General features: G+C 73.3%; 19 protein-coding genes. 16 read left to right on the top strand and 3 right to left on the bottom strand.

The genetic code is table 11. The features are described 5' to 3' along the window. Positions 1-5: 5 nt before the first annotated feature. The 15 genes from ACFYUS_RS14885 (at position 6) to ACFYUS_RS14815 (ending at position 17,696) form a co-directional block, all read left to right on the top strand. Complete coding sequence (locus ACFYUS_RS14885) at positions 6-1,697, top strand: polyamine aminopropyltransferase (protein ID WP_388850710.1); 1,692 nt, start codon at positions 6-8, stop codon at positions 1,695-1,697. Between the two features lie 127 nt (positions 1,698-1,824). Beyond that, entirely contained in the window at positions 1,825-2,652 is an 828-nt protein-coding gene (locus ACFYUS_RS14880; protein ID WP_388850707.1) for an SRPBCC family protein, read from the top strand. A 29-nt stretch (positions 2,653-2,681) separates the two neighbouring features. Beyond that, the gene (locus ACFYUS_RS14875; protein ID WP_388850701.1) at positions 2,682-3,473 is read left to right on the top strand and encodes an aldose 1-epimerase; all 792 of its coding nucleotides are present in this window, start codon (positions 2,682-2,684) and stop codon (positions 3,471-3,473) included. 10 nt (positions 3,474-3,483) lie between these two features. Then, on the top strand, positions 3,484-4,032 hold the full coding sequence (pyrE, locus tag ACFYUS_RS14870; protein WP_041129971.1) for an orotate phosphoribosyltransferase: 549 nt from the start codon (positions 3,484-3,486) through the stop codon (positions 4,030-4,032). A gap of 222 nt (positions 4,033-4,254) precedes the next feature. Continuing rightward, positions 4,255-5,277, top strand: coding sequence for a class II fructose-bisphosphate aldolase (gene fbaA, locus ACFYUS_RS14865; RefSeq protein ID WP_388850698.1), 1,023 nt, complete (start codon positions 4,255-4,257; stop codon positions 5,275-5,277). A 67-nt stretch (positions 5,278-5,344) separates the two neighbouring features. Continuing rightward, complete coding sequence (locus ACFYUS_RS14860; protein ID WP_388850695.1) at positions 5,345-6,505, top strand: MalY/PatB family protein; 1,161 nt, start codon at positions 5,345-5,347, stop codon at positions 6,503-6,505. Between the two features lie 42 nt (positions 6,506-6,547). Then, positions 6,548-8,029: an MFS transporter gene (locus tag ACFYUS_RS14855; RefSeq protein WP_388850693.1), complete on the top strand. Its 1,482-nt coding sequence runs from the start codon at positions 6,548-6,550 to the stop codon at positions 8,027-8,029. Positions 8,030-8,178: 149 nt separating this feature from the next. Then, positions 8,179-8,592: a DUF3151 domain-containing protein gene (locus tag ACFYUS_RS14850; protein ID WP_388850690.1), complete on the top strand. Its 414-nt coding sequence runs from the start codon at positions 8,179-8,181 to the stop codon at positions 8,590-8,592. Positions 8,593-8,811: 219 nt separating this feature from the next. Then, complete coding sequence (locus tag ACFYUS_RS14845; RefSeq protein WP_388850687.1) at positions 8,812-9,672, top strand: tryptophan 2,3-dioxygenase family protein; 861 nt, start codon at positions 8,812-8,814, stop codon at positions 9,670-9,672. Further along, the gene (gene kynU, locus ACFYUS_RS14840; RefSeq protein WP_388850684.1) at positions 9,665-10,861 is read left to right on the top strand and encodes a kynureninase; all 1,197 of its coding nucleotides are present in this window, start codon (positions 9,665-9,667) and stop codon (positions 10,859-10,861) included. The genes ACFYUS_RS14845 and kynU overlap by 8 nt, the downstream gene beginning before the upstream one ends. Positions 10,862-10,949: 88 nt before the next feature. Continuing rightward, a complete protein-coding gene (locus tag ACFYUS_RS14835) occupies positions 10,950-11,819 on the top strand; it encodes an alpha/beta hydrolase family protein (protein ID WP_388850681.1) in 870 nt (289 codons plus the stop codon). A 102-nt stretch (positions 11,820-11,921) separates the two neighbouring features. Beyond that, positions 11,922-14,141 (top strand): hypothetical protein, encoded by a 2,220-nt coding sequence (locus tag ACFYUS_RS14830; RefSeq protein WP_388850678.1) that lies wholly within the window; start codon positions 11,922-11,924, stop codon positions 14,139-14,141. Between the two features lie 77 nt (positions 14,142-14,218). Further along, complete coding sequence (locus ACFYUS_RS14825; RefSeq protein ID WP_388850675.1) at positions 14,219-15,589, top strand: sensor histidine kinase; 1,371 nt, start codon at positions 14,219-14,221, stop codon at positions 15,587-15,589. Beyond that, positions 15,586-16,248, top strand: a complete 663-nt coding sequence (locus ACFYUS_RS14820; RefSeq protein ID WP_388850671.1) for a response regulator — start codon at positions 15,586-15,588, stop codon at positions 16,246-16,248. The genes ACFYUS_RS14825 and ACFYUS_RS14820 overlap by 4 nt, the downstream gene beginning before the upstream one ends. Positions 16,249-16,499: 251 nt before the next feature. Next, a complete protein-coding gene (locus tag ACFYUS_RS14815) occupies positions 16,500-17,696 on the top strand; it encodes a cytochrome P450 (protein WP_388850669.1) in 1,197 nt (398 codons plus the stop codon). A 20-nt stretch (positions 17,697-17,716) separates the two neighbouring features. Here ACFYUS_RS14815 and ACFYUS_RS14810 read toward each other — a convergent pair whose 3' ends face one another. Beyond that, positions 17,717-18,574: an alpha/beta fold hydrolase gene (locus ACFYUS_RS14810; RefSeq protein WP_388850666.1), complete on the bottom strand. Its 858-nt coding sequence runs from the start codon at positions 18,572-18,574 to the stop codon at positions 17,717-17,719. A gap of 129 nt (positions 18,575-18,703) precedes the next feature. Between ACFYUS_RS14810 and ACFYUS_RS14805 the strand changes: the two genes are divergently transcribed. Then, positions 18,704-19,156, top strand: a complete 453-nt coding sequence (locus ACFYUS_RS14805; RefSeq protein WP_388850663.1) for a MarR family winged helix-turn-helix transcriptional regulator — start codon at positions 18,704-18,706, stop codon at positions 19,154-19,156. A gap of 210 nt (positions 19,157-19,366) precedes the next feature. Here ACFYUS_RS14805 and ACFYUS_RS14800 read toward each other — a convergent pair whose 3' ends face one another. Further along, positions 19,367-20,878: an ABC transporter permease gene (locus ACFYUS_RS14800; RefSeq protein ID WP_388851749.1), complete on the bottom strand. Its 1,512-nt coding sequence runs from the start codon at positions 20,876-20,878 to the stop codon at positions 19,367-19,369. Between the two features lie 107 nt (positions 20,879-20,985). Further along, positions 20,986-21,888: an ATP-binding cassette domain-containing protein gene (locus ACFYUS_RS14795; RefSeq protein ID WP_388850660.1), complete on the bottom strand. Its 903-nt coding sequence runs from the start codon at positions 21,886-21,888 to the stop codon at positions 20,986-20,988. Between the last annotated feature and the right edge of the window lie 62 nt (positions 21,889-21,950).

The following is a 21,950-nucleotide window of genomic DNA, read 5'->3' as shown; positions in this document are numbered from 1 at the left end:
CGGTCATGATCGAGCCGACCGTGACCATGCCACCCAAGAGGGTGCGCCGGCCGCCCCCGCTGCGGTCCGTGCGGCCGCCGCGCGACGCGGTGCGGTTCCCGGTCCTCGCGGTCGTCTTCGTCTGCGCCGCCTGCGGCCTGGTCTACGAGCTCGAACTGGTCGCCCTCGCGTCCTACTTGATCGGCGACTCGGTCACCCAGGCCTCCGTCGTGCTCTCCGTGATGGTCTTCGCGATGGGCGTGGGCTCGCTCCTCGCCAAGCGGTTGCGCTGCCGTGCCGCCGTCGGCTTCGGCCTGGTCGAGGCCGGGCTCGCGCTGATCGGCGGCTGCTCGGCGATGGTGCTGTACGCGGCCTTCGCCTGGCTCGGCGAATCGCGGTACGTCCTGGTGGCGTTCTCGCTCGCGATCGGCGTGCTCATCGGCGCCGAGATCCCGCTCCTGATGTCGCTCATACAGCGGGGACGGGCGGCGGGGGCCACGCGCTCCGGGCGGGCCGGGCGGCAGGCCTCGCTCGGGGAGGAGGACGACGCCGCCGGGACGGTCGCCGACCTCTTCGCCGCCGACTACGTCGGGGCGCTCGTCGGCGGCCTCGCCTTCCCCTTCCTGCTGCTGCCCTGGCTCGGCCAGCTCACCGGCGCGCTCGTCACCGGCGCGGTCAACGCGGTCGCGGGCGGCGGCCTGGTCCTCTGGGTGTTCCGCCGCGACCTGACCCGTCATTCCCGTTCGCTGCTCGTGGCCGTGAACGTGGGCGTCCTCGCCGTCCTCGCCACCGCGACCGTCCTCGTCGACGACTTCGAACAGGCCGCGCGCCGGGCCGTCTACGGGGAGCGGGTGCGGGTCGCCGTCCACACCGAGCTCCAGGAGGTCGTGGTGACCGGGGGCCGGGGGGAGCCGCCCGACCTGTTCCTCGACGGACGCCTCCGGGTCTCCGGCCGGGACGAGTACCGCTACCACGAGGCCCTCGTCCACCCCGCGATGAACGGCCCGCACGCGCGCGTGCTGATCGTCGGCGGCGGCGACGGCCTGGCCGCCCGCGAGGTCCTGCGCTACGCCGGGGTCCGCTCCGTCACCGTCGTCGAACTCGACCCGGGCGTCGTCCGCCTCGCCCGCACGGACCCGGCGCTCGCCGCGCTCAACGCCCAGGCCTTCCGCGACCCGCGCGTCCACGTCGTCTACGCGGACGCCTTCCGCTGGCTGAGGGGCGCCGCCGATCATCCGCAGGAACGGTACGACGTGGTGATCTCCGACCTGCCCGACCCGGGGATCACCCCCAGCACCAAGCTCTACTCGGAGGAGTTCTACGGCCTGGTGGCCCGGGTGCTCGACGACTCCGGACGGTTCGCCGTGCACGCCGGATCGGTCACCGACCGGCCCCGCACCTACTGGACCGTCGACGCCACCCTGCGCGCCGCCGGCTTCGCGACCCGCCCGTACAGCGCGAGCGGCCGCACCCCGGGCTTCGCCGCCGGACCCGACCGCGCCGACCGCACCAGCGGCACGGAGCGGGGGCCGGAGGACTGGGGCTTCCTCCTGGCCGTACGGGGCGACCGGCCGCCCGCCCTCGGCCTCGCCCCCGACGCGCCCCGGCTGCGCTCGCTCGGCCCCGGGACCCTGGAGAGCGCGGCCCGCCGCGCCGAACGCACCCGCGGCGCCGAACCGCCGCCCTCGACCCTGGTGCACCCCCGCTACGGGGCCTGAACCGGCACCGGGCAGGGGTCTGAACCGGCACCGGGCGGGGGTCTGAACCGGCACCGGGCGGGGGCTCGGTCCGCCACCGGGTGCAAACAGGCGACGCCGCGCCCCGCCCTGAGTAGGCTCGGCTTCCATGGACCATGAGGTGTTCGTTCCCGTCCCGGCCGAGGCCCTGCGCGTGACGCTCACGGACCCGGCCCGCGTGGTGCGCTGCGTGCCCGGTCTCCAGCGGGACGCCGACGCGGAGGCGGGCCCCCTCGCGGGCCGCCTCAAGGTGCGGGTCGGCGGCAACACCATCACCTACCGGGGCGCCCTGCGGGTCGTCGAGCGGGACGGTGCCATCACCTACGAGGGCGAGGGCACCGAGGCCCGGGGCAAGGGCTCGGCCGAGCTGTCCCTCACCGTCGTCCTCACCCCGGTGGCCGAGGGGACCAGCCTCAGCTTCACCGGCGCCCTCACGGCGGCCGGCCGGCTCGCCGAGGCCACGGAGGAGGCGCGCTCGATCGCGGGCGCCAGGCTCCTCGACAAGTTCGTGGAGGCGGTGGCCGCGCTCGCGGAGGAGCACTCCGAGGACACCGACGACACCGACGACGACGGGGTCGACGACGGCGTCGAGGAGCCGTCGGGGCGGGACTCCGCCTTCGACGTGCCCGCGTCGCCGTCCTCCCTCGACCCGCTCCTCGACGAGGACTTCGCCGAGAGCCTGGGCGAGGGGCCGGCCGACACCCCGATCGACTTCCCCGCCCCGCAGCCCGCCGCCGAGGCCGCCCACGCCCGCCGGACCATGATCGGGCGGAGCGCCGAGGAGGTCGACCACGCCCCGCCGCGCGGCCGGTACGCCCCCGTCCCCGCCCCCGAGACGACGAGCGCCGGCGCCACCCTGCGCTGGATCGCCCCGGCCGCGGCCCTCGCGCTGGCCTCCGCCGTCGTCGTCGGCCGGGCCCTGCGCCGACGTCGTTGAAACGGTCCCGGCACGGCTAGGGTCGGGGCGTGACCACGCAGACGCGACTGACGGCGGGCGACGCCGAGTTGACCATCAACCCCGACCACGGCTGCCGGATCGAGAGCCTGCGCATCGGCGGCACCGAGGTGCTGCGCCAGGGCGAGCGGTACGGAAGCTTCCCGATGGTGCCCTGGTGCGGGCGGACCGCGCTCGGCCGCTTCCGCAACGGCGCCACCACCCACCAGCTTCCGGTCACCGCGCCCCCGCACGCCATCCACGGCACCGTCCGCGACATCCCGTGGAAGACCGCCCGGACCTCCGCCACCGAGGCCGTCTTCACCTGCGAGCTCGACGACCCCTGGCCGTACAAGGGCCGGGTCACCCAGATCTTCGAGCTGTCCGAGGACGCCCTCACCCTCCGCTTCGGCGTCGAGACCTACGACGACTCCTTCCCGGCGCAGGCCGGCTGGCACCCCTGGTTCCTGCGCAACCTGGGGAAGGGCGGTCAGGACGTACGGATCGACTTCGCGCCCGCCTGGCAGGAGGAGCGCGGGGACGACCACCTGCCCACCGGCCACCGCGTCGACCCCCTCCCGGGCCCCTGGGACGACTGCTTCGGCATGCCCGACGGCGTCGACGTCACCCTCGTCTGGCCGGAGGAGCTGGAGCTGAAGGTCGCCAGCCGCGCCGAGTGGGTCGTGATCTACGACGAGCCCGAAGAGGCGGTCTGCGTCGAGCCGCAGTCCGGCCCGCCGAACGGCCTCAACACCCACCCGCGCCTGGTCACCCCGATCGACCCCCTGGAGGTCGAGAGCGTCTGGAGCTGGCGACGGCTTTAAGCTGCTGAGCATGACTGACGTACGCGCTGAGCTGCTCCAGCAGATCAAGGACAAGGCCGTGGTGCACGGCAAGGTGACCCTCTCCTCGGGTCTGGAAGCCGACTACTACGTGGACCTGCGCCGGATCACGCTGGACGGCGCTGCTTCGCCGCTGGTCGGCCAGGTCATGCTCGAACTGACCAAGGACCTCGACTTCGACGCGGTCGGCGGCCTGACGCTGGGCGCCGACCCGGTCGCGACGTCGATGCTGCACGCCGCCGCCGCGCGGGGCGAGCGGCTCGACGCCTTCGTCGTCCGCAAGGCCGCCAAGGCCCACGGGATGCAGCGCCAGGTCGAGGGCCCGGACATCAAGGGCCGTCGCGTCCTGATCGTCGAGGACACCTCCACCACCGGCGGCTCGCCGCTGACCGCCGTCGAGGCGGCGCGCGCGGCCGGCGCCGAGGTCGTCGCCGTCGCCACGATCGTGGACCGGGCCACCGGAGCCGGCGAGAAGATCAGCGGCACGGCGGGCGTTCCGTACCTCTACGCGTACGCGCTGGACGAGCTCGGCCTGGCGTAACCGCCGCGAAGTCGTGACTTAGGTCCGGGACCCCGGCCAGAACGGTCCTGACCTGCGTTTTTCCCCAGGGGCGGGGTGTTTCACGTGAAACACCCCGCCCTTCGGCATGCCGCGCCCGTGGGAGCCCGTACAAGAGTCTGGAAAGATGGGCCGCGACGATGACGTCGCCCCTAGGTCAGGGACAGCAACGCACACACCCCGCACATCACAAGGAGCGGACGAATGCCCATCGCAACCCCCGAGGTCTACAACGAGATGCTCGACCGGGCGAAGGCAGGCAAGTTCGCCTACCCGGCCATCAACGTGACCTCGTCCCAGACCCTGCACGCTGCGCTGCGCGGCTTCGCGGAGGCCGAGAGCGACGGCATCATCCAGATCTCGACCGGCGGTGCCGAGTTCCTGGGCGGTCAGTACAACAAGGACATGGTCACGGGCGCCGTTGCCCTGGCCGAGTTCGCGCACATCGTCGCCGCGAAGTACGACATCACGGTCGCCCTCCACACCGACCACTGCCCGAAGGACAAGCTGGACGGCTACGTCCGTCCGCTGCTCGACGTCTCCGCCGAGCGCGTCGCCCGTGGCGAGAACCCGCTGTTCCAGTCGCACATGTGGGACGGCTCCGCCGAGACCCTCGCCGACAACCTGGCCATCGGCCAGGAGCTGCTCGCGAAGGCCGCCGCCGCCAAGATCATCCTTGAGGTCGAGATCACCCCGACCGGCGGCGAGGAGGACGGCGTCAGCCACGAGATCAACGACGAGCTGTACACCACCGTCGAGGACGCCATCCGCACCGCCGAGGCCCTCGGCCTGGGCGAGAAGGGCCGCTACCTGCTCGCCGCGTCCTTCGGCAACGTCCACGGCGTCTACAAGCCGGGCAACGTCGTGCTCCGCCCCGAGCTCCTCAAGGACCTCCAGGCCGGCGTCGCCGCCAAGTTCGGCAAGGCCGACCCGTTCGACTTCGTCTTCCACGGCGGCTCGGGCTCGACGGCCGAGGAGATCGCCACCGCCCTCGAGAACGGCGTCGTGAAGATGAACCTCGACACCGACACCCAGTACGCCTTCACCCGCCCGGTCGTGGACCACATGTTCCGCAACTACGACGGTGTCCTGAAGGTCGACGGCGAGGTCGGCAAGAAGTCCACCTACGACCCGCGCACCTGGGGCAAGCTGGCCGAGGCCGGCATGGCCGCCCGCGTCGGCGAGGCCTGTGTCGCGCTGCGCTCGGCCGGCACGAAGCTGAAGTAAGCCTGTGAGCGACGGGCCCGGTCACCTGGTGAGGTGCCGGGCCCTCGCCATGTCTGGAGGGTGATCCATGGCGTACGACTTCGACCGGGAGATAGACCGGCATGGGACCTGGTCGGTCCAGTGGGACGGCATCGCGGACCGCTTCGGCGTCTCCGACCTGCTGCCCTTCACCATCTCCGACATGGACTTCGCCTCCCCGCCGGAGGTCCTCGCGGCCCTGCGCGAGCGCGTCGACCACGGGGTCTTCGGCTACACGGACTGGCGGCTCGGGGAGTTCCGCGAGGCGATCCGCCACTGGTACGCGAGCCGGTACGGCGCCGAGATCGACCCCGGGACGCTGGTGTACGCGCCCTCCGTGCTCTCCCAGCTCTCGCAGCTCCTCCAGATGTGGACCGCGCCCGGCGACGGCGTCGTCGTCCACACCCCCACGTACGACGGCTTCCGCAAGGCCGTCACCGGGCTCGGGCGCGAGCTGCGGGGCGTCCCGGTCGGCGACCTGGAGGCCCTGGAGCGCGAGCTGGCCCGGCCGGACAGCCGGATGCTGCTGCTCTGCTCCCCGCACAACCCGACCGGCCGGGTGTGGACGGAGGAGGAGCTCACCGTCTTCGCCGAGCTGGCCGAGCGGCACGGCGCCGCCGTCGTCAGCGACGAGATCCACGCCGACCTGACGTCCGACGGCCACCGGCACGTCCCCTGGACGCGGATCGCCGAACCGGGCCGGGGCCGCCGTTGGGCCCTGGTCACCTCCGGCACCAAGGCCTTCAACTTTCCCGCCCTCTCCGGTTCGTACGGCATGATCGGCGACCCCGACGAGCGCGAGGCGTTCATCCGGCGCATGGAGACCGGCGAGGGCCTCGCCTCGCCCGCCGTCCTCTCGCTGACCGCGCACATCGCCGCCTACCGGCAGGGCGCGGCCTGGCTGGACGAGCTGCGCGCGTACGTGGCGGGCACCATGGACATGGTCCGCGAACGCCTCGCGGACCTCCCGGGCGTGGTCTGGGACCCGCCGCAGGCCGGCTATCTGGCCTGGATCGACCTGCGGGCGCTCGGCATCGAGGAGGCCCGGCTCCAGGAGGAGCTGGTGGCGGTCGAGAAGGTCGCGATCATGCCGGGCGGGGTCTACGGCACCCCCGGCTTCGTCCGGCTGAACGTCGGCTGCCCCCGCGCCAAGGCCGAGCGGGGCGTGGACGCGCTGGTCCGCGCGGCGAACCGGCTGCGTACGGCCTGAACCCGGCGCGCGGAGGCCCCCGCTTCGCGGGACCATGCAGGCATGGGTGTGGCTGCGGGTGTGCGGGACGTGCGGATGGCCTCCGGGACCGGCCGGTGGATCGTGTTCACCACCGTCCTCGGCTCCGGGATGGCGCTGCTCGACTCGACCGTCGTCAATGTCGCCCTGCCGCACATCGGCGAGGACCTGGGCGCCGACCTGGCCGTCCTCCAGTGGACGGTCAACGCCTACATGCTGACGCTGGCGGGGCTGATCCTGCTCGGGGGCTCGCTCGGCGACCGGTTCGGGCGGCGGAAGGTCTTCGTCGTCGGGGTGGCGTGGTTCGCCCTGGCCTCCCTGCTGTGCGGGCTCGCCCCGAGCGCCGGGGTGCTGATCGCGGCCCGCGCCCTCCAGGGCGTCGGCGGGGCGCTGCTCACGCCCGGCTCCCTCGCGCTGATCCAGGCGAGCTTCCACCCGGACGACCGGGCGCGGGCGGTCGGGCTGTGGTCCGGTTTCGGCGGGGTGGGGGCGGCGATCGGGCCGTTCGTGGGCGGCTGGCTGGTGGACGGTCCCGGCTGGCGGTGGGTGTTCCTGCTGAACGTGCCGCTCGCCGCGATCTGCGTCCCGGTCGCCCTGCGGCACGTCCCGGAGTCCCGGGACGAGGCCGCGCACGGCCGCTTCGACGTGCTCGGCGCGGTCCTGGGCGCGGCGGCGCTGGCGCTCGTCACGTACGCGCTGATCGGCGCGGCCTGGTGGGCCGGGGCCGCCGGGGTGGTGGTCGGGGCCGGGTTCGTGGTGGTGGAGCGGCGGCGCGGGGAGCGGGCGATGGTGCCGCCGTCGATCTTCCGCTCCCGCATGTTCACCGCGGTCAACCTGGTCACCCTCTGCGTGTACGCGGCGTTCGGCGGCTTCTTCTTCCTGGCGGCCCTCCAGCTCCAGGTGGTCTCCGGCTACTCGGCCCTGCAGGCCGGCATGGCCCTGCTGCCGACGACCGTGCTCATGCTGCTGCTCTCCGCGAGGTCCGGGGAGCTGGGGGAGAAGATCGGGCCCCGGATCCCGCTCACCGTGGGGCCGCTGCTGTGCGCCGGCGGGATGCTGCTGATGCTGCGGGTCGGGGAGGACGCCGTGTACGTGACCGACGTGCTGCCGGCGATGCTCGTCCTCGGGCTCGGCATGACGACCCTGGTCGCGCCGCTGACCGCGACCGTCCTCGCCTCGGTGGACGTGTCCCGGGCGGGCCTCGCGAGCGGCATCAACAACGCGGCCGCCCGCGCGGCCGGGCTGATCGCGGTGGCCGCGCTGCCGCTGCTCGCCGGGATGGGCCCGGAGGCGTACCGCTCGGCGGAGGAGTTCGGGGCGACGTTCCGGCGGGCGATGCCGATGTGCGCGGGGATCCTGGTGGTGGGCGCGGTCCTCGCCTGGACGACCCTGCGGACCCCGGCCGCGTCGGCGGAATGCCACCCGGAGTGCAAGGTCCACTGCGGGGTGCAGTCCCCGCCGCTCGACCCGGGGGAGCGGGACGTGGCCACCGGCGAGGGCTCCTGAGGCGGGACGCGGCCCGCCGACGAGGGCCCCTGGGGACAGGACGCGGCCCACCGGCGAGGGCCCCTGGGAGACAGGACGCGGCCCACCGGAAAAGGCTCCTGAGGCGGGACGCGGCGCCAGGCGGAGGCTCCTGAGGCAGACTGGGGCCCATGGCCATCCACGAGAACCTCCTGGGGGGACCGGCCCCCACCCACCTGCCCGACGACCCGGGTCCGCGCGAGCTGCTCGCGAACGGCACGGCGCCGGCGGACGTCGCCGCGAAGTACCCGACCTCCTCGCTCGCCTGGGCCCGGCTCGCCGACGACGCCTACGAGCGCGGCTCGGTCGTCGAGTCGTACGCCTACGCCCGTACCGGCTACCACCGCGGCCTCGACGCGCTGCGCCGCAACGGCTGGAAGGGCCACGGCCCGGTGCCGTGGGAGCACGAGCCGAACCGCGGCTTCCTGCGCGCGCTGCACGCCCTCGCCCGGGCGGCCGGCGACATCGGTGAGAAGGACGAGTACGAGCGCTGCACGACCTTCCTGCGGGACTCCTCGGAGACCGCGGCGGAGACGCTCGGCTGACGTTTCCGGATCCTGCCGGAACTCCTCGCGGAACGCCCTTTCCTCCTGCTGCGGAGGGAAGGGCGTACCTGTTGATCGAACTCCGATTCGTGTCATGATGCGCTTGGGACGTGCGCGAAGGCGCGCGCCTCCCGAGGGGACCGGAGCTCCCGTGGCGCGCCGCAGAGCGCGCGCGGTGGAGCGGACCGCTACCCGGTAGCACGTATCGAGGAGACAGAAATGTCAGCCTTCCCAGGTTCTCCCGATGCCTCCGGAGCCGGATCGGTCGTCGACGCACCGAACCTCGACTTCGCGGGCACGACGCCGTACGAGGACTACGTCCAGGCGGACGTCCTCACCCACCTCCAGCACCTCCGCTCGGACGACCCCGGCGAGATGGTCTTCCTGGTCACCACCCAGGTCATGGAGCTGTGGTTCACGGTGATCGTCCACGAGTGGGAGACCGCGAGCCGCGCCCTGCGCGAGGACCGCATCCCCGTCGCGATGGACGCGCTCAAGCGCTCCGTGCGCGAGCTGGAGGCGCTCAACCACTCCTGGCGCCCGCTCGCGCAGCTCACCCCCGGCCAGTTCAACGCCTACCGGGCGGCGCTCGGCGAGGGCTCCGGCTTCCAGTCGGCGATGTACCGGCGGATGGAGTTCCTGCTCGGCGAGAAGTCCGCGTCCATGCTCGTCCCGCACCGGGGCGCGCCCCGCGTCCACGCCGAGCTGGAGAAGGCGCTGCACGAGCCGAGCCTGTACGACGAGGTCCTCGGGCTCCTCGCCCGCCGCGGCCTGCCCGTCCCGCAGGAGGTCCTCGGCCGCGACCTGGCGCAGCGGTACGAGCCCTCGCCCGAGGTCGAGAAGGTCTGGGCCGGGATCTACGCGGAAGCCGACCAGAACGGCGAGCTCGTCCGCCTCGGCGAGGCCCTCAGCGACGTCGCCGAGCTGATCTGGCGCTGGCGCAACGACCACCTGGTCGCGACCCGGCGCGCGATGGGCGCGAAGACCGGCACCGGCGGCTCCGCCGGCGTGGCCTGGCTGGAGAAGCGGGCCCAGAAGAACGTGTTCCCCGAGCTCTGGACGGCCCGCAGCCATGTCTGACGACCTCTCGCGCCGGGCTCTGGAGCTCGACGCCGCCGACGGACTGGCCGGGCACCGCGCGAAGTTCGCCCTCGACGAGGGGACCGTCTACCTCGACGGCAACTCGCTGGGCGCGCTGCCCGCGCACGTCCCCGCCCGCATGGCCGACGTCATCACCCGCGAGTGGGGCGAGCTGCGCATCCGCTCCTGGGACGAGTCCGGCTGGTGGACCGCGCCGGAGCGGATCGGCGACCGGATCGCCCCGATCGTGGGCGCCGCCCCGGGACAGATCGTGGTCGGCGACTCGACGAGCGTGAACGTCTTCAAGGCGGTCGTCGCCGCGGCCCGGATCAGCGGTGACGGCCGGGACGAGATCCTCGTCGACGCGACGACCTTTCCCACGGACGGGTACATCGCGCAGTCCGCGGCACGGATGACGGGTCACGAGATCGTGCCCTGCGACCCGGCCGACATGGCGGCCGCGGCGAGCGGCCGCACGGCCCTCGCGCTCGTCAACCACGTCGACTACCGCACGGGCCGGCTCCAGGACCTGCCCGGGCTCACCGCCGCGCTCCACGCGGCGGGCGCGCTCGCCGTCTGGGACCTGTGCCACAGCGCGGGCGCGCTGCCCGTCGGCCTGGACGCCCACGGGGTCGACCTGGCCGTCGGCTGCACCTACAAGTACCTGAACGGCGGCCCCGGTTCGCCCGCGTACCTGTACGTCGCCGAGCGCCACCAGGCCGCCTTCGACTCGCCGCTGCCCGGCTGGAACTCGCACGCCGACCCCTTCGGCATGACCCCCGGCTACGAGGCGGCGCCGGGCGCGCTCCGGGGCCGGGTCGGCACCCCGGACATCCTCTCGACGCTGGCCCTCGAAGCGGCGCTCGACGTCTGGGACGGGGTCGCGGTCGAGGACGTGCGGGCCAAGTCCCTCGCCCTGACGGACTTCTTCCTGGAGTGCGTCGAGGCGTACGTCCCCGAGGGCCGCGTCACCTCCGTGACCCCCGGGGCGCACGCCGAGCGCGGCAGCCAGGTGGCGCTGCGCTGCGCGGAGGCGCCCGCCGTCATGACCGAGCTGATCAAGCGCGGGGTCGTCGGGGACCTGCGCCGCCCCGACATCCTGCGGTTCGGCTTCACCCCGCTGTACGTCGGCTTCGCGGACGCGGAGCGGGCGGCGAGGACCTTGGCGGAGGTTCTTCGGCAGGTCTGATCATCGGCCGATCTGCGGGGGTTCCGGTGCTGGTACCGTCCCCGCAGGTCAGGCCAATTCGGCCGCGTATCCGAGAGGTTGGAACAGCATGCCGGACCCCGCCGCGCGCGATGCCGCCGAAGAGGCGTCGGCCTTCTCGCACCCGGCCGTCGCCCCGGACGCCACCGCCGCGTACGGCGACCACCCGGACCAGGTGGTCGACTTCTACGCCCCGCGCGACGGGGGCGTCCGGGCCCCGCTCGTCGTCGCCCTGCACGGGGGTGCCTGGCGGGCACCGTACGACCGGCAGCACCTGACTCCTTTCGTGGACTTCCTGGCCCGCCGGGGCTTCGCCGTGGCGAGCGTCGAGTACCGGCGCGGCCCCGGCCTTCCCCACCAGGGCGGTACGGCCCCGGTCGCCGGGCGCTGGCCGGAGACCTTCGACGACGTGGCCGCCGCCCTGGACGCCGTGCAGGACCTGGCCGCCGCGCACCTCCCGCAGGCCGACCCGCGGCGGACCGTCCTCACCGGCCACTCGGCGGGCGGCCACCTCGCGCTGTGGGCCGCCGCCCGGCACGTCCTGCCGGCCGGCTCCCCCTGGCGCCTGCCCGCCCCGCAGGAGCTGCGCGGGGTCGTCGCCCTCGCCCCGATCTCCCACTTCGGGCGTGCGGTGGAGCTGGGCGTGTGCGGCGGCGCGGTCACGGAACTCCTGGGCGGCGAGGCGGAGTACGCGGCGCGCGCCGCCTCCACGGACCCCTCCGTCCTCCTCCCGACCGGCATCGCGACCACCGTCGTCCAGGGCCGCGAGGACATCGTCGTCCCGTACGCCGTGGCCGAGGCGTACGCGGAGGCGGCGTCGAAGGCGGGCGAGGAGGTCGGCCTGACGCTCCTGGAGGGGGTCGGCCACTTCCCGCTGATCGACCCGTCGGCGGACGCGTGCGCGGTGGTGGCGGAGGAGATCGCCCAACTGGCGTGGTGAGCCCGGATTTCCCCCACAGTCACTCGTACAACCCTTCGAGTCGATCGAGAGTCTGATCGGGCGCGCACCATCGTGTCCGATCTTTCTCGTGGGGGTTTCACCTTGCAGCTCCGCACCACCGGCACCCGTCTCGCCACCGCTGTCACGGCCGTCCTCGCCGTCACGGCCGTCGGCGCCGGCACCCTGGCGACCGCTCCGGCCGCCTTCGCGGCGACGCCGGCCGCGGTCACGGCGACCGAGGCCGCCTCGGCCCTTCCCGTCTTCCCCCAGGGGTCCGACTTCGGCGGTGTGGGCGCCACCGGCTTCCTCAGCTCGACCTACGACATGCTGGCCAACAAGATCCTGCTCTGGACGCCGTACGACGGCGGGGAGTCCACCCCGCTCCGGGTGCCGGAGAACGGCGGCTTCACCACCGACGGCGACGTGGTCGTCCTCGGTGACGCGGGCTGGACCCTCAAGATGCGCCAGATCACCCTGCGGAACATGGCCGACCCGGCCGCTCCCGCCGTGTCCATCGACCTCGGCGCGCTGAACGGCACCTACGTGGCCGTGCTCGGCCCGACGAGCGTCCTCGCGCAGATCACGCACGAGGACGGCACGGCGGAGCTGCAGGTCGTGACCAAGGACGGCGCCACGACGACCACCCGCAAGATCTCGGGCCTGCCGGCGGACGCCGACGAGTTCAGCGCCTCGGCGGTCACGAACGACACCGTCCTCGTCGGGTACGCGACCGGCCCGGCTGCCGCGCGGACCGGCGGCCGTGCCCTGGTCGACCTGAAGACCGGGACGGTGACCGAGACGTACGACTCGGCCGAGTCCGGGCACGGCTTCACCAGCCTGATGTTCTCCGGCTCGCACGTGGCCTGGGTCGACTACGACAACACCAGCGGGCTGTACGTCACGTCCGTCGACCGCAAGACGGGCGAGCGGAAGAAGACCGTCCTGGGTGCCCGCGACGGCGAGTGGTACCACGAGCTCGTGGGCGACCGCCTGGTCTACGGCAACCCGTCGAAGCCCGCCCGGGCCGTCTCCCTGACCGGCGGAGACGCCGTCGACCTCGGCATCACGACCAGGGGCTACTCGTTCGCGTCCGACGGCACCGCGGTGCTGCTCGGCAGCCGGGCCGGGGAAGGCGACGGACTGTTCCGCGTCGCGGCCGGTGCGGACGGCGCCCCGACCGTCACCAAGGTCGCGGAGACGGGCATGGTGCCCGAGAAGCCGCTGGCGATCCAGCAGGTCCACGTCCCCGACGCGGTGAACCTCGACCAGACCGGCGGCAAGGTGACCCTGGGCTGGACGCTGTCGCGTCCCGAGGCCTACGTGGACGTCACGCTCACGCACACCGCCACCGGCAAGGAGTTCAAGAAGCGTCTGACGACCCCCGAGATCGCCACGCGGTTCTCCTTCGTCTGGGACGGCGTCATCGACGGCGTCGACGCGCCGAACGGCACGTACGCGGTGGAGGCGGAGGCGACTCTGGCCGACGGCACCGGCGAGCCCGTCCACCAGGGCTGGCTCATGAACGTCACCCGCACCGCCAACCCGCACGACTTCAACGACAACGGCTCCACCGACGTCCTCGCCCGGGACTCCGCCGGTGTGCTGTGGCGCGACGACCTGCGGGACCGTCCGGTGGACGGCAAGATCAAGACCGCCCAGCGCACCAGGATCGGCGCGGGCTGGAACACGTACAAGCAGATCGAGGCCGTCGGCAACATCGCGGGCTCGTCCGCCGGTGACCTGGTCGCCCTGGACGGCTCCGGCTACCTCTGGCAGTACCAGGGCAGGGGCGACGGCAGCTTCGCCGGCCGTGTGAAGGTCGGCGGCGGCTGGGGCGGCTACACCAAGCTCACCGGCGGCTCCGACCTCAACGGCGACCGCCGGCCCGACCTCCTGGCCGCGGACGCCTCGGGCGTGCTGTGGTTCTACGGCGGCACCGGCTCCGCCACGCGTCCGTTCACGACGCGGGTCAGGGTCGGCGGCGGCTGGGGCGTCTACAACCAGCTGACGGCCGTCGGCAACATCGCCGGCTCGTCCGCCGGCGACCTGGTCGCCCGTGACGCCTCCGGTGTCCTGTGGCTCTACCAGGGCGACAGCGCCAACAACTTCTCCCCCCGGGTGAGGATCGGCTCCGGCTGGGGCGCCTTCTCCCAGCTCGTCGGCGCCGGCGACGTCAACGCCGACGGCCGCCCGGACCTGATCGGGTACGGGGCGGGCGGCACGTACGTCTACAAGTCCACCGGCTCGGCCACGGCGCCGTTCACGCGCCTGACGACGAACCTGTACGCGGGCGAGGGCACCAAGTTCAACAGCGTCGCCTGAGGCCTGCCCTAGTCCTCAAGGGGGACCCGGAAGGATCCGCATCCAGCGGGACGACCGGGTCCCCCACCGCCCGTACGGTGGTTCGCGTGACCAAGACGCAGACCACCGAGACGAGCCGCAGCCCCGAGCTCCGCCTGGCGCAGGACGCGCTCGGTGGGCTGCGCGCGGACCTCTTCCACGACGCCTTCGCCTACCGACCCCTGCCGCGCATGGACGTGGAACGGGGGCCGACCCGGTTCCTGCCGGAGCGGATACGGATCTACGCGGGCCTCCTCCCGCACGCCTTCGTCGCGTTCTGCGCCGTGATCGTCTTCGCCATGGGGTACGACCGGATCTACTACGCCTTCGGCCTGCTGGCGTTCGTGACCAGCGCCGCGCCGGCCGCGATCGTGCTGCTCACCCTGGTCCGGCCGGTCCTCGCCTTCTGGGCCTCGCTCGCGTCGACCCCCTTCGTGGGATACATCGCCGGCTACGAGGCCGGCTGGCCCTGGGCGGCGAACTCGCTCGCCGCCCATCTGGTGGTCCTCGCCGTCGTCGCCGCCCGCACCCGGCCCCGTACGGCCGCGTGGATGTGGGTGGTGACGGCCGCCTACTGCCTCTTCGCCGAGATGTTCCTCGGGATCGGGCGCAGCTCCGACTCGGTCCCGCTGCTGTTCGTCGCGGCCCTCGTCCTCCTCACCGTCACCGTCTTCCAGGTCCGCCGCCAGGCCGACCGCGAGGTCTCCGCCCAGCAGACCGTCACCGCGCGGGAGATCTCCAAGCGGACCGTCCTGGAGGAGCGGACGACCATCGCCCGCGAGCTGCACGACGTCGTCGCCCATCACATGTCGGTGGTCGCCATCCAGGCGGAGGCCGCGCCCTACCGGGTGGAGAACCCGCCGCCGGAGCTGGAGCAGGCCTTCCTCACCATCCGGGAGAACGCCGTCGCCGCGCTGACCGAACTGCGCCGCATCCTCGGGGTCGTACGGGCCGAGGACTACGAGGCCCCCGACGCCCCGCAGCCGACCCTCGGCGACCTGGACGTCCTCGTCGACAACGTCCGCGAGGCCGGGCTCGACGTGACGAAGACGGTGACCGGCGCGGTGCGCGAGCTGCCGCAGGGCGTGGAGCTCTCCGCGTACCGGATCGTCCAGGAGGCCCTGTCGAACGTCCTGCGGCACGCGCCGGGCGCGTCCGCGAAGGTCGAGGTCAGCTATGTCCTCGGGGGGTTGGGGCTGCGCATCGCCAACGGCCCGGCGCGCGGCCTGGTCAAGCCCACCCGTCACCCGGCCAGCACCCCTCAAGGAGGGCTTCGCCCGCCCCATTTGATGGGCGCCGGCCACGGCATCACCGGCATGCGGGAGCGTGTGACGATGCTGGGCGGGGAGATGACGGCGGAGGCGACCGAGGACGGTGGCTACGAGGTGGCGGCCTTCGTCCCCGTGAGCCGTGAGGAGCAGCAGGCATGATCCGTGTACTGATCGTCGACGACCAGATGATGGTCCGCGAGGGCTTCTCGGTGCTGCTCGGCGCCATGCCGGACATCGAGGTCGTCGGCGAGGCGGTCAACGGCCGGGAGGCGATCGCGCAGGTCGCCGCCCTCCGCCCCGACGTGGTCCTCATGGACATCCGGATGCCCGAGCTGAACGGCATCGAGGCCACCCGGGAGATCGTCGCCGCCGACGCGGACGCGAAGGTGCTGGTCCTGACGACCTTCGACCTCGACGAGTACGTGTACCAGGCGCTGCGCGCCGGGGCCTCCGGCTTCCTCCTCAAGGACGCCTCCGCCCGGCAGCTCGCGGAGGGCGTGCGGGTCGTCGCGTCCGGCGAGGCGCTGCTCGCGCCGACCGTCACGAAGCGGCTCATCACCGAGTTCGCGAAGGCGCCGGGAGCGTCTCCGCGCCCGCCGGCGATGGCCCAGATCGGGGAACTGACCGAGCGGGAGACGGAGGTCCTCGTCCTCATCGCCCAGGGCCTGTCGAACGCCGAGATCGCCGACCACCTCGTCGTCGCCGAGTCGACGATCAAGACCCACGTCAGCCGCATCCTGGTGAAACTGGGCCTGCGCGACCGCACCCAGGCGGCGGTCTTCGCGTACGAGGCGGGATTGGTACGGGTCGGCGGCTGAGCCCGGCGCGCGGCGGGGCTGGTGCGAGTGGGGGCTGAGCCGGCTGCGGGGTGGAGTCGGTGTGAGTGGGTGGTCGAGCCCGGCGCGTGGCTGAGGCGGCTGCGCGGTGGAGTCGGTGCGGGTGGGTGGCTGAGGCGGCTGCGGGGTGGGGGCGGTGCGGGTGGCTGAGGCGGCTGCGGGGTGGGGGCGGTTCGCGTTCGTGGTGGAGGCGGTCCGGGGCGGGGCGTGGGGGTGGGGGGTAGCGTCCGGGCATGGACGCTGTTGACGCTGTGTACGACCCCTGGTCGGCGGAGTTCGTCGCCGATCCCTATCCCGCCTACGCCCGGCTGCGCGCCACCGGCCGGGCCCACTGGCACGGGCCCACCCGGCAGTGGCTGATCCCGCACTACGAGGACGTGTCCGCGCTGCTGAGGGACCGGCGCCTGGGCCGGACGTACACCCATCGCTTCACGCACGAGGAGTTCGGGCGGACGCCTCCGGACACCGCGTACGAGCCCTTCCACACGCTCAACGACCACGGGTTGCTGGATCTGGAGGCGGCCGACCACACCCGGATCCGGCGGCTCGTGTCGAAGGCGTTCACGCCGAGGACCGTGGAGAACCTGGCGCCGACCGTACGGCGCCTGGCCGCCGGGCTCGTCGGTGACCTGGTGGCGGCGGGCGGCGGCGATCTGCTGTCCGCCGTCGCCGAGCCGCTGCCGGTCGCGGTGATCGCCGAGATGCTCGGCATTCCGGAGGAGGACGAGGAGCGGGGGATGCTGCGGCCCTGGTCGGCGGCGATCTGCGGGATGTTCGAGCTGAACCCCTCGGAGGAGACGGCCCGAAGGGCGGTCCGGGCCTCCGTCGAGTTCTCGGACTATCTGCGGGAGCTGATCGCGCGGCGGCGGAAGGACCCGGGGGAGGACCTGATCTCGTCCCTGATCGCGGTGGAGGAGCTGACGGAACAGGAGATGATCTCCACCTGCGTCCTGCTTCTCAACGCGGGCCACGAGGCCACCGTGAACACCACGGTCAACGGCTGGTGGACCCTCCTCAAGCAGGACGTCCGTCCGGAGCCCGAAAAGTTGTCCACAGCTGTGGAAGAACTTCTGCGCTACGACACCCCGCTCCAGATGTTCGAGCGCTGGGTCCTCGACGACATCGAGCTCGGCGACGTCACCCTCCCGCGCGGCTCCGAGGTCGCCCTCCTCTTCGGCTCCGCCAACCGCGACCCCGCCCGCTTCGGCCCCACCGCCGACGTCCTCGACCTCGAACGGGCCGACAACCCGCACATCACCTTCGGCGCCGGCATCCACTACTGCCTCGGCGCCCCGCTCGCCCGCCTCGAACTGACCTCCGTGTTCGGCGAGTTGCTCCGGCAGGCGCCGGGCCTCCGGCTCGCGGCCGACCCGGTGTGGAAGCCGGGGTACGTCATCCGGGGCTTCGAGGAGCTGCTCGTGGAGGTGTGAGCCGCGCGGTCCGCAGTGGCTCAGCATGTCCCCTCCAGGACCTGGCGGAGGCGGGCCGCGTAGGCCTCCGGGTGGCTGGTGTTGCCGTTGTGGCCGCCCGGGAACTCCACCAGTTCGTGGCCGACGAGCTCGGCCAGGGAGGTCGCGCAGGCGTGGTCGAAGACCGCGCGCGGGGTCGTGCGGCCGGCGGCGGGGACTATGCGGGTGCCGGTGTCCGTCAGTGCGGCGGTGTCGAGCGTGTCGTGGACGACCGCGGTGAAGTCGTGGCGGATGAAGTGGTCGAAGTTGGCGATCCGCCGGGCGTTCATCGGCTGGGGCGTCAGGTTCGGCTCGGCGTCGGCGCCGGTGGGGTCGATGCCCAGGGTCCGGGCGATCTCCGGCAGCACGGCGCCGAGACCTCCCCGGCCGTACAGGTCCTGGAGGGCGATGAGCTCCCGCTCGTGCCGGGCGCGCTCCTGGTCGGGCAGCAGGCGCGGGGCGACGGGCTCGTGGGCGACGAGCGTGTGGATGAGCCCGGGGTGGCGCACGGCCGCGTGCAGCCCGATGACGGCTCCCAGGCTGCAGCCGAGCACGAGGGCGGGCGCGTCGGCGAGTGCGGCGAGGAGGCGCTGGACGTCGTCGGCGTGCTCGACCAGCGTCGCTCCCCGCTCCGGGGCGTCGAGCCGGCTGCGGGAGAGGCCGCGGCGGTCGTAGGTGATCACGCGGTAGGAGTCGGCGAGCCGGTCGACGAGGTCGGTGCTGCGGTCGGCGTCGCCCTCCCCGCTCTGCGAGATCAGCAGCGTCGGGCCGGTGCCCCGCACCTGGTAGTGCAGGACCGCCCCGGGGGCGTCGAGCGTGCCGACGGTCTCGGGCGTGGTCGTGGTCATGGCCTCGGTCATGGTTCTCCCCCTTTGTGTGCGGAGGGCTTCGTGCCCTCCGGCCTCCTCATCGACGTTATTCCATCGAACTCGATACATCAATCCCGATACATCAGATCGGATGAATCCATTTCGATGTATGTTGACGGGGTGAATGGAGCCGAACTGTTCCTGCTGGGCCGCCTCCTGATGAAGATCGGCGAGGACGCGCTGCCCGAGCCTCCCGGTGGCGAGGGCCGGTACGCCGGCAGCGCCCGGCTGGTGCTGATCGTCGCCGGCGACATCGCCGCCCACCCCGACAGCGCCGTCGGCGAGATCGCCGCCCGGACCGGTCTGCCGCAGAGTCAGGTGTCCACCGCCGTGGCCCGGCTGAAGGAGGCCGGATCGGTGCGGGCGGTGCCGGACCCCGCCGACCGGCGCCGCGTGCTCGTGCGCCCGGCCGCGGAGGCGTCCGCACGCGTGGCGGAGGTGCGGGCCACCCGGATCGAAGGCGCGCTCGCCGCGGCGCTGGGGTCCGACGACCCGCAGCGCCTGGGCGAGGTCACCCAGGCGCTGGAGGTGCTGGCCCGTACGCTCATGCCGGAGTCCCCGGCCCGCTCCTGAGCCGCACGGGCCGGTACGAGCCCGCACGAGCCGGGTGCAGGGCCGCACGAGCCCGCACGAGCCGGGTACGGGCCGCACGCGGGTGCAGCCCGCACGAGCCGGGTACGGGCCGCACGCGGGTGCAGCCCGCACGAGCCGGTGCGGGCTCGTACAACGGCCCCGCGCGAGGCCCGCACGAGCCCGTACGGGCCCCCGTACGCAGGAGGCGCCTCAGCCCGCCTCCACGTCCCGTCGCCGCAGCCCCGCCAGGCCCGCCGCCGTCAGGGCCGCCGCCAGGGCCGTCAGGACCAGGACCGGGGTCCAGGTGATCTCCGGGCCCGGGAGCTTCGGCAGGTGGCCGAAGGGGGAGAGGTTCAGGACGGCCTGGGGCAGGCCGAGGGCCGGGCCGATCCAGCCGAGGGCCAGGCAGAGGCCGGCCGCGCCCCAGGCGGCGGTCGCGGCCTTCGGGGTGGCGCCCCAGAGCAGGACGGCGAGCCCGGCGAGCGTCCAGACGGCGGGGAGCTGGACGAGCGCGGCGCCCAGGATCGGGCCGAGCTCGTGCCCGTACGAGAGGGCCAGGGCGAGTCCGGCGAGGAGGAGGATCAGGGCCGAGCCGGCGAAGGCGATCACCAGGTGCCCGGCGGCCCAGCGGAGCCGGCCGAGCGCGCCCGCGAGGAGCGGTTCGGCGCGGCCCGAGGTCTCCTCGCCGTGGGGGCGCAGGACGGATCCGACCGCGTACAGCGCCGCGAGCATCCCGAAGAGGGAGATCATCGTGGCGAGGAAGGCGTCGGTCAGGGCGCTCTGGCCGCCCATCCGCTCGAAGATCTCGCGGGCCCGTTCGTTGTCGCCGACGATGTCGGCCGCGCCTTCGACCATCCCGCCGAAGACGAACCCGCCGAGCAGGAAGCCCAGAGACCAGCCCAGGAGCGTCCCGCGCTGGAGCCGCCAGGCGAGCGCCCCGGCGGTCGCGAGACGGCCCTCGGCGGGGCCCGGGCGGGTCGCGAGGAAGCTCGCGCCGACGTCGCGGCGGGCGGTCAGCGCGTACGCCGCCACCGTCTGCGCCAGGACGGCCGCGAGGATCAGCAGCAGCACCCACCAGCGCTCGCCGGCGAAGGCCCGGACGTGTTCGGCCCAGCCGATCGGCGAGAGCCAGGTGAGGACCGACGAACCGTCCGACGTCCCCGCGTCGCCCGCCGCCCGCAGGGCGAACGCCAGGCCCAGGACGCCCGCCGTCAGGCCCTTGGCGAGCCTCGCGCTCTCCGTGAACTGGGCGGCGAGCGCGGCCACCGTCGCGAAGACCATGCCGGTGCCGCCGATCGCCAGACCGAGCGCGAGCGCCCCGGCCGCGCCCTGTCCGGCGAGGCCGGCGGTGACGAGGAGGGCGATGGCGGTGTCGAGGACGAGCGCGGTGAGGAGCGCCGACGTCAGCGGGGCCCTGCGGCCCACCGCTCCGGCGGACAGCATCTCCTGACGGCCGGTCTCCTCCTCCTCGCGGGTGTGCCGGACCACCACGATCAGGCTCGCGACGGCGGCGAGGACCGCGCCGAAGGTGCCGAAGCGCCAGGCGACGAGCCCGCCGAGGGAGTCGTCGAGGACCGGTCCGTACAGTGCGCGCATCGAGCTGTTGGCGGTCATCGAGGCGGCGAGCTGGGCCCGTTCGGCGGCCGTGCCGTACAGCCCCTCCAGGGAGCCCGCGCCGCTCGCGACCAGGCCGCCGGTGACGAGCGCCCAGACGGGGAGCATCAGCCGGTCGCGGCGCAGTGCGAGGCGGGTGAGGGCGCCGGTGCCGGCGAAGTTCCCGGCGAAGTGCCCGACAGGGCTCCCGGTCTCGGTGAGGACGCCGGTGCCGGTCATCGGGAGGCCGCCTCGTCCGTGTAGTGCCGGAGGAACAGCTCCTCCAGGGTCGGCGGGGTGGAGGTCAGGCTCCGCACGCCCGACGCGGTCAGGGAGCACAGGACGGCGTCGAGCTTGTCGGTGTCGACCTGGAGCTTCACCCGGTTTCCCTGGGTGTCGAAGTCATGGACGCCCGGCAGGCGGGCGAGGCCGTCGGGCGGTCCGGCGAGTTCGGCGGTGATGCTGGTACGGGTCAGGTGCCGCAGCTCCGCGAGCGAACCCGACTCGACGGTGCGGCCCTTGCGGACGATGCTGACCCGGTCGCAGAGCGCCTCGACCTCGCTGAGGATGTGGCTCGACAGCAGGACGGTCCGGCCCTGGGCGCGGGCCTCCTCCACACAGCTCTGGAAGACCTCCTCCATCAGCGGGTCGAGTCCGCTGGTCGGCTCGTCGAGGACGAGCAGGTCGACGTCGGCGGCGAAGGCGGCGACCAGGGCGACCTTCTGCCGGTTGCCCTTGGAGTAGGTGCGGCCCTTCTTGGTGGGGTCGAGCTCGAAGCGCTCGATCAGCTCGGCGCGCCGGGCCTTGTCGAGGCCGCCGTTCCCGCGCAGCCGCCCGTACAGGTCGATGACCTCGCCGCCGGACAGATTGCGCCAGAGGGTGACGTCGCCGGGGACGTACGCGATGCGGCGGTGCAGCTCGACGGCGTCCTTCCAGGGGTCGCGGCCGAGGAGCCGGACGTCGCCGGAGTCGGCGCGGAGGAGGCCCAGGAGGACCCGGATGGTGGTGGACTTCCCGGAGCCGTTGGGGCCGAGGAAACCGTGGACCTCGCCGGTCTCGACGCTGAGGTCGAGGCCGTCGAGCGCGTGGGTGCGCCCGAAGGACTTGTGGAGTCCGACGACGCTGATGGCCTTCGTCATGGTTCAGAACGTACGCTCATTTCACAAACTTGTGAAGTTAAGGAACTGCGTGAATCCACGCT

It is taken from the genome of Streptomyces sp. NPDC004284 (assembly GCF_042874035.1).
GTDB lineage: Bacteria > Actinomycetota > Actinomycetes > Streptomycetales > Streptomycetaceae > Streptomyces.
This window is presented reverse-complemented; position numbering and strand designations above follow the sequence as displayed.

What these genes read in the sequence shown, in the direction of transcription:
- ACFYUS_RS14885 (WP_388850710.1), top strand. Translation starts at nt 6, where the DNA reads ATGATCGAGCCGACCGTGACCATGCCACCCAAGAGGGTGCGCCGGCCG.
- ACFYUS_RS14880 (WP_388850707.1), top strand. Translation starts at nt 1,825, where the DNA reads ATGGACCATGAGGTGTTCGTTCCCGTCCCGGCCGAGGCCCTGCGCGTG.
- pyrE (WP_041129971.1), top strand. Translation starts at nt 3,484, where the DNA reads ATGACTGACGTACGCGCTGAGCTGCTCCAGCAGATCAAGGACAAGGCC.
- fbaA (WP_388850698.1), top strand. Translation starts at nt 4,255, where the DNA reads ATGCCCATCGCAACCCCCGAGGTCTACAACGAGATGCTCGACCGGGCG.
- ACFYUS_RS14860 (WP_388850695.1), top strand. Translation starts at nt 5,345, where the DNA reads ATGGCGTACGACTTCGACCGGGAGATAGACCGGCATGGGACCTGGTCG.
- ACFYUS_RS14855 (WP_388850693.1), top strand. Translation starts at nt 6,548, where the DNA reads ATGGGTGTGGCTGCGGGTGTGCGGGACGTGCGGATGGCCTCCGGGACC.
- ACFYUS_RS14850 (WP_388850690.1), top strand. Translation starts at nt 8,179, where the DNA reads ATGGCCATCCACGAGAACCTCCTGGGGGGACCGGCCCCCACCCACCTG.
- ACFYUS_RS14845 (WP_388850687.1), top strand. Translation starts at nt 8,812, where the DNA reads ATGTCAGCCTTCCCAGGTTCTCCCGATGCCTCCGGAGCCGGATCGGTC.
- kynU (WP_388850684.1), top strand. Translation starts at nt 9,665, where the DNA reads ATGTCTGACGACCTCTCGCGCCGGGCTCTGGAGCTCGACGCCGCCGAC.
- ACFYUS_RS14835 (WP_388850681.1), top strand. Translation starts at nt 10,950, where the DNA reads ATGCCGGACCCCGCCGCGCGCGATGCCGCCGAAGAGGCGTCGGCCTTC.
- ACFYUS_RS14820 (WP_388850671.1), top strand. Translation starts at nt 15,586, where the DNA reads ATGATCCGTGTACTGATCGTCGACGACCAGATGATGGTCCGCGAGGGC.
- ACFYUS_RS14815 (WP_388850669.1), top strand. Translation starts at nt 16,500, where the DNA reads ATGGACGCTGTTGACGCTGTGTACGACCCCTGGTCGGCGGAGTTCGTC.
- ACFYUS_RS14810 (WP_388850666.1), bottom strand. Translation starts at nt 18,574, where the DNA reads ATGACCGAGGCCATGACCACGACCACGCCCGAGACCGTCGGCACGCTC.
- ACFYUS_RS14800 (WP_388851749.1), bottom strand. Translation starts at nt 20,878, where the DNA reads ATGCTCCCCGTCTGGGCGCTCGTCACCGGCGGCCTGGTCGCGAGCGGC.
- ACFYUS_RS14795 (WP_388850660.1), bottom strand. Translation starts at nt 21,888, where the DNA reads ATGACGAAGGCCATCAGCGTCGTCGGACTCCACAAGTCCTTCGGGCGC.